The sequence below is a fragment of the Pseudovibrio ascidiaceicola genome, assembly GCF_900114245.1.
GTDB lineage: Bacteria > Pseudomonadota > Alphaproteobacteria > Rhizobiales > Stappiaceae > Pseudovibrio > Pseudovibrio ascidiaceicola.
In genome coordinates this window covers 1-7,788 of sequence record NZ_FOSK01000031.1, presented here as the reverse complement: position 1 = coordinate 7,788, position 7,788 = coordinate 1, and the positions used below count along the sequence as shown (strand labels likewise).

Genomic DNA, 7,788 nt, shown 5'->3' with positions numbered 1-7,788 from the left:
TTGTCCCATTGCAGGCGCAGAGCTTCACCATAGTTGTCATGGCTGTACGTGCTTAGTGTTAGATCCTGAAGCGTCAGATCCTTAAAGCGAACGGTATCGTTGCCGCTGTCAGCCCATTCCCCAAGCTGAGTGATCCAGACATTGCCATCATCATTACCGATCAGATAGGTGTCGTCTCCTTTCTGACCGCGTAGGTGCTGCCAATGTTCAGTATGTCCGCCAGCATCCAGAGTATCGTTGCCGTCGCCGGCATAAATGTAATTAGATGTTTTTCCGCCAACAATAAGATCGTTTTGAGCCGTTCCATCTAGTCTTATGCGATTGTGGGAAGTAGGGGACGATGTAACAGATGTATTCTCAATCTCCCCGATTTTGAGTTCGTATCCATCTTCGAACCTGATTGTATCGATGCGTTTTGATGATGAGTTCCAGTTTTTGATGCGAATGCTGTCGGACAGATCAGCAAGGGCAGCACCTGGGTTGTCTGGATCAAGCACATAGATGACCAGATCATTACCGTCAGTGCGTAGTGTGACTTCATCAAGTTTCAGGTCTGTCAGAATGAGGAGGTCATCAGAACCGTTTTCGTCTGAGATTGTGTCTATGCCATCGCCGCGAGAGTAGACGTATGTGTCATCTCCTGTACCGCCTTGCAGATTGTCGTCTCCAACACCTCCAACCAGAAGATCGTTTTGCTTGCCACCTTTTAAGATATCATTGCCTTCGCCACCAAAGAGGCTGTCATAATCATCACCACCATCAAGGGTGTCGTTACCCTCACGGCCAATCAAGTAATCATTGCCATCCTTGCCTTTGAGGATCTCATTCCCCGCTGCCCCTTCAATCCAATCATGCCCGCTTGAGGCTGAGACAGTCGAGCCTTCTGCTGCCTTCCTAAAACTACTGGAAAAACGAGATAGCGGCACAGAGACACCAGAAGCAAACTGTAGGCTTTCAATCCGGTAAGAAGCATTGTCCCAATCCTTAATCCGAATAACATCTTCCACCTCACTGAGAGGCTGGTCATGGTTATCGCTCGGCAGGATGTAAATCAGCAGATCATCGCCACTTCTTTTCAAGGTGATGTCTTCAAGCTCAATATCATCACCTAAGCGTATTACATCTGAGCTACCACTTGTATCCTCGATGGTGTCCTTTCCATCCCCTCTGCTGAAGAGATAGGTATCAGCGCCTTTGCCTCCTCTCAGGAAATCATCACCCGCGCCACCAATGATCGTGTCATTGCCTGCATTGCCATAAATAGTATCGTTTCCTTCACCGCCAACCAGAATGTCATTTTTGTCATTGCCAGTGATGGTGTCATTGCCCTTGCCACCAAAGACCGCTTCCTGAGTTGAGACGTGGATTGTGTCATCGGTGTCGTCTCCAATGAGCACTCTCATGTCGTTGGTGGAGATATTCAGTCCTTCCACACCAAAGGAAGCAGTCAGATCTTTTTCTTGCCGAACCGGAAGCAGGAAGACATCATAGTTCTGGGTTTCATCATAACTCTTGGTTTCATCTACTCCATTACCAACAACCTGATGTTCAACTGAAAGGGCAAGGTCCGCCAAAAGCTGCGCACGTGTGAGTGTTCCAAAAGTCATCTCATCCAGATACTCACTCAGCTCTGCTAGTTCCGGCATACGGCCAAGGGTATTTTGGAACGCTCTTGAGACAAAGCCGACATCGCTTAACGTGCCATAGCGGGTTTGATACTCATTAGAGGTCAAAAGGACCCCTGCCAGAGCAGTTGCATCCAGCTGACCATCCTCAAGATAACGAACAAGGACCTCAACTTCAGATGTATCCATCTCCCGATCAAGCACACTGTCATAAACTTGAGCTGCCTCATAAAGCACTCTGGCCTTGGCTTGCTCATCCAGATGGTGAACCGTCGTTGTTGTAGATCCTGATGTGGCCTCACTGATCTGCCAGGTCTCAATGCCTTGACTATCGACAGTGTGACTGACCTTGAGATGAGCCTTACTGGCTGAGGCGGCAACTCCGTTATCCCAAGAGTAGCTGCCATCATTCAGCACTGAGCGTGAGATGGTTTGAGTTACACCATCACGCACAATCGTTGTGGTCAGTCCATCAGAAGAGGTTGAAGTCACCGCTGTCTTAAAGACGCTGCCATTCTTGGCATATCCAGTCTCAGTCAGGGTTTGGCTGCCATCTGCCAGCGTCTTGGTGACTTCTGTCTTGTCTTTCCTGCCATCTCCATCAAAGTCATAGATCTTTGAGATGGTCCTGCCATCAGAACTGGTGGTCTGTTTATAGCTTGAGCGCAGCGTTCCATCTTCATAGCGATCTGTGCTGGTGAAGGTTGAGCTGCCATCAGACTGCAGGACTGTCTCATCGGTGACCGTCTCATCAATCTCACCATCCCCATCATAGTCGATGCTGGTGGTTGCCATCAGCCCATTGGCTGAGGTGACAGTTGTACTGGAATAACGCAGGTCGTCTGCATATTTTTCTTCAAACATCCAGACTTGATTGCCAGAGACATCATAAGAGATGGAAGTCGTTCGGGTGAACTCTGAAGTGCCGTCACCATCAAGATCAAATGCATAGCTTTGCTCTGTGCCATTGGCCGACATGGTCCGGGTTACAGAAGAAGCTATTGATCCGTCTTCAGCAAATTCGGTGTAAGTGGAGGTCTCATCCTTACTTAGATCAATGTGAGTGACGGCCTTCTGATCGATGTCACCATCTCCATCCAGATCAACACTGGTTGTTTTGGTACGCTCATCTGCACTGATCACCGTCTTTGTTGTGCGCAGCACATCTGCATTGTCAGCAAGAAGAGACACACTAGAGGTGCTGCCACCAGACGCACCGCGCACAAGGTGTGAAGTGCGATTGGTGTTCCCGTCACCATCAAAGTCCGTGCTCTGTGTAACCTCCAGTCCATCCCCACTGGTTGTTTCAGTAGAGCTGCTGGTCGTCGTACCACTGGCGTCTTTGGTGGTTGAAGCTGTCGCGACTGTGCCGTCATTGGAGAGGGAGGTCACCTGTGTGGTCTGGCTCTCATAAGTTCCATCTCCATCGCGATCAAGAATGGAGGTCACCGTCAGACCGTCGCCAGAGGTGGCAACGCTTTGCCGTGCCAGCAACTCTTCCTGACCATCTTTATGGGTTACGGTGCGGGTCTGCGTTCCATCCGCAGCATAGTCAGTGACATCATTCAGAGTGCGGTCCGTGGAGCCATCCCCATCCAGATCCAGACTAAAGGAGGTCTCCAGACCATTACCGCTTTGCGTTTTGCTCACTTTGGAGAGCAAAGTGCCATCATCAGAATAGCTAGAAGTTGTTGTGACCGTAACGCCATCATCTCTGAGCGTTGTTGTACTCACCCCATCATGATGACCGTTGCCATCAACATCCACTTGGCGCGTACGGGCGCGACCATCACCACTGACCATGTCTAGTGTCCTGGACAGCAGTGAACCATCAGAGGACGTCACATTGGTAAGAGTGCTCTGTCCGCCATCTGCAGCAAGGGTGGTCGTGGAGGTTTGTGAGCGATCATTTTGACCATCTCCATCCCTGTCGTCCAGGCGAGTAGAGGACAGCCCATCATCGCTTTGTGTGACAAAGCTACGGCTCCAAAGCGTACCATCTTGCCCTTTATGAGTTGTGATACTGGTCTGGGAGCCATCAGCATTCAGGCTGCGATCTGTTTGTGAGACGCTCTCATAAACACCATCCCCATCCCGGTCTGTTTGTGTAACACTCTTCAGACCATTGGCACTGGTCTCCAATTGGGTCTGACTTTGCAAAGAACCATCTGCGGCCAGTTGCTGGGTTACGCTCCTGGCAATGCCATCTTCTGCAATCGTTTGTGTGGTGAGCTGATCAGCTTGACCATCACCATTCACGTCCACCTCACTTGTGCGATAGCGTTCATTGTCTGAGACTGTTTCAACAGAACGAGTGCGCAGCGCACCAGAACCGTCACGCAGCTCAACTGTAGTGACCAGGGAGCCATCTACCTGAAGTTCTGTTTCTCTTGTTTCAACAAGGTCGTAGGTGCCATCGCCATCCGCATCTGTTTTAACAATAGAGCTTAATTCATCATCTCTGAGGGTCGTCTGTGTGCGTCTTAGGAGCGATCCATTGTCAGAGCGTGTCTCAACAGTACGAATAGTGCTGCCATCTGCCTGAAGAACAGTGATGTCCTGAACATTGCGCTCAAAGATACCATCACCATCCTGATCCGTTTGCGTCACGCTCTGCAGGCCATCATCATTGATGCTTACCGTGCTTTGGTTGCGCAAAGAACCGTCTGCATTGCGGCTTTCCTGGAGAGTGGTTTTGCTACCATCTGCATTCAGCGTTGTTACACTTGTAACTGTCACATCGGCAGATAAATCACCATCCAGATCTCTTGCAACACTTGTGGTCAGACCATTGGCACTGGTGGTAGTCAGTGTTTGTCCAAACGCCGTGCCGTCATTGGCGTAGGCAGTCTCATGCAGGCTGACGGAACCATCTGTCTGCTCCGTGCGTATGGAAACTGCATCACTGTTGCCATCGCCGTCCAGGTCAACGCTCGTGGTCTTCACGCGCCGGTCTGCACTTTCTTCCACGACCTGTTTTGAGATCAGGCTGCCATCGCCAGCATAGTCTGAACGGGTCTGGCGTGTACCGCCATCGGTTTCCTTCGCCAGAACCTCAACAGTTCGGGCATCGATCTGACCATCCCCATCTACATCAGTGGTTGTCGTAATACTCAAGCCATCAGCACTGGTGCTGACCTTTGCTTGAGAACGTAGAGAGCCGTCAGAATTGCGAGTGGTGACGGTCCGTGTTGAGTTGCCGTTGTCATCGGCACTGGTGATGTCTTTAACAGAGACATCCGTATCACCATCTCCGTCACGGTCTGTCTGCGTGGTGGTCTGCAGACCGTCTGCACTGGTGGTGGCAACCGTCTTCGCATTGACGGAACCATCCGCATTACGGGTCCAACTTGTGGCAACTCGATCCTGAGTTGTAGAGTTGGACACGACTGAAGACACAACCTCGTTTGCCTCAAGGCTCCCATTCTGGTTGAGGTCCACGAAAGTTTGTTGGCTGACCTTGTCTGCGCCCAGTGTTTCCCTTGTCATTGAGCGCACAGACCCGTCCGCGTTGGTCTGCGTAACCACATGCTCACGGCTGCCATCTGTGGCAATCGTGGTCGTATCCACGATGGTCAGATCAGTATCGCCATCGCCATCCTGATCCGCTGTTGTCGTCCTGATCAGCGTATCAGCAGACTGAACGGTGGTGGTTGAACTGCGCAGGGAACCATCACCGTTCTTAACGGCGAGTTCAGAGGTCGTCTGGCCATCTGCTGCAACCGTAATTGACAGCTCTTCACGGGTGTCCGTGTCACCATCTCCGTCCAGATCCCGCTCAACCACTTTCGTGCGACCATCTGCGCTGACGTCTTCTTTAACGTGTGAGCGCAGTGAGCCATCCTGGTTGGTAATCGCAACCGTCTCGGATCGGCTGTCATCACCGTTTACGGTTACCCTGTGGGTCTCGGTGGTATCAACGGACCCATCACCGTCCTGATCATATCCATCAACACGCACCGACCCATCACTGGATACAGTTTCACTGCGAGAGGTGATCACAGACCCGTCCTGGGCCAGAGCACTGACGGTAATGACCTGGCTGCTGTCGCTTTGCGTTGCCCGCATTTCGCGCTGGTCAAACCAGCCACCGCCTGTCATATCGCGCTCAATGGTCAGGGTGTTCCCGTCTGCGCTGGTTGTGGTCTGAATGCGGCTGCGCAGTACAGCACTGGCTATATCGCTGCCAGCAAAATTGCTTTCTGTTTGAGTGCGGCTGCTATCAGAACCGACCACCGTTACAATGGTCTGGATCCGGTTGGTGACCCCATCCCCATTGTCATCATAACGGTTGGTGAGGACAAGCCCGTCTGCGCTGGTGACAGAGTGGATTTCATAGGCTTTGCTGCCGTCGCTCTCATAGGCCGTCGTAATCAGCGTCCGTGCGCCAGCACCATCAATACTCTCCACCTGCTCTACGCGATAACCTTGACTTTCTGCAGCAAGCTTCATGTCGCCCACTGTGCCTGTGGTTCCATCTGCACGCGTAAAGGTGGTCTGACCGGCGATGACAGAACCATCGCTAAGCTCAATATTCGTCGCATCCGCGGTCAGGTTGATCTGTGTAATCCCAAGCTCAGTCAATGTCTTGACGCTGGTTGAGCCGTCCGCATTGGTCACCAGCAGCTTGAACTTAGCAAAGCCAGCATCCTCTGCACTCAGCACGCCATCGCCATTGCTGTCAAAGACAGAGGCCAGCGCTTCCATGTCACTGGTGGCTGTAGGGTCCCACTCAGTGAATACAAACTGACGTTTTTCGGTGATTGCATTGCGGCCATCGGGATCATAAAACAGCACCCCATCACCACTGGCCGCCCAGGCCGTGCGATGCTCCAGACCATCCCCGCCTGCATCCATGAAGATAGTCGACTGATCCAGCCGTGTCACCTGAATGCCATCATCATCAAGATCAAGAATAATCGGACCGACAAGCATGTTGTGCTCATAGAACCCGCCTTGTTCTTCCTCGCCCCCGTAGCTACTGGAATCGGTACAGTCATTGTGTACGCGAATACCTCCGGCGACATAAGTATGACAGTCATTAACTTCGAAGTTGTAGCTCTCCCATTCGTCACAAAGCTCTAATGCAAGAGCACCGGAATGAGCCATTTCATGGCTCTTTGCCTGATCAAATAGTTTTGCAGTTTTCGCCGAATAAACAATGGCCTCGACTTGGCAAGTCGCTACATTGCCAGACTTAAGAACAACCCGAACAGCGCCATCTTCAACACTTTCTGAGATCGGGCCAAACTGGCCACCTTCACGCAGGAAATGGTGACCGGGAGTTGTGATCACCTCCTTCGTTTCACCGTTTTCTTCCCAGGTCAGCTTCAAGAACTCAGAGGTGGTGTTTAGGAAAAGCTGGGTTACTTCCTTCGCCACCAGACGACCACGTCCGTTCTCCAAAACAGGGTCAAAAGCCAGAACCTTATCGCCCACCTTTAACTTTTCAATAGCGATTTCGCCAAAGGGCGTCAGAACTGGAGTGCCTTTGGCAAAACAGGGAGTTTTTTTAATCGGGATTTTATAACCGCGTTTGGGTTCTTCTTTTTCTTCCCATGATGGATTAACCAGCTTATCAGCCCTTTTCCGGGCTTTCTCTTCTTCGACCAGCTCTAAATGTCTTATACTTTCATATTTGGTTAGAGAGTTTGGGTCATTCTTAAACTTTTCTTGTATTCTGTTATCTTCTTCTTTAAGGGCTCGCTCGTGAGCATCCGGCAGACCAGACTCATAGAGCACTCCACCCACAGCATCCATTACTGAATCATACATTTTGTCAAAAAATGCGACACGTACTTCTCCGTTGCCAGTAACTGCATCGTCAGGTTTGGGACGAGGAACAGGAACGTGGCCGTCATCGTCACGATCTGGAAAGTCAGGCTTAGGACGAGGAACAGGAACATGGCCGTCATCGTCACGATCTGGAAAGTCAGGCTTAGGACGAGGAACAGGAACACGGCCCTCATCGTCACGATCTGGAAAGTCAGGCTTGGGACGCGGAACAGGGACATTGTCCTCGTCGTCACGATCTGGCCTGTCAGGTTTGGGACGCGGAGTGGGAACTCTGTCTTCGTCACCACGATCGGGCCTGTCAGGTTTGGGGCGCGGAGTGGGGACGTTGCCACCTCCATCACTGGAGTCATCATCACCACCTCCACCG

2 protein-coding genes are annotated in these 7,788 nt (G+C 51.4%); both read right to left on the bottom strand.

Annotated elements, in window-relative coordinates; translation table 11 throughout:
- Positions 1-7,385: DUF4214 domain-containing protein (locus tag BM231_RS26545; protein ID WP_208860676.1), on the bottom strand; the 7,385-nt coding region annotated here is incomplete at its 3' end.
- On the bottom strand, positions 7,385-7,788 hold a 404-nt coding region (locus BM231_RS27300; RefSeq protein ID WP_208860675.1), incomplete at its 5' end, for a hypothetical protein. The genes BM231_RS27300 and BM231_RS26545, both read right to left, overlap by 1 nt.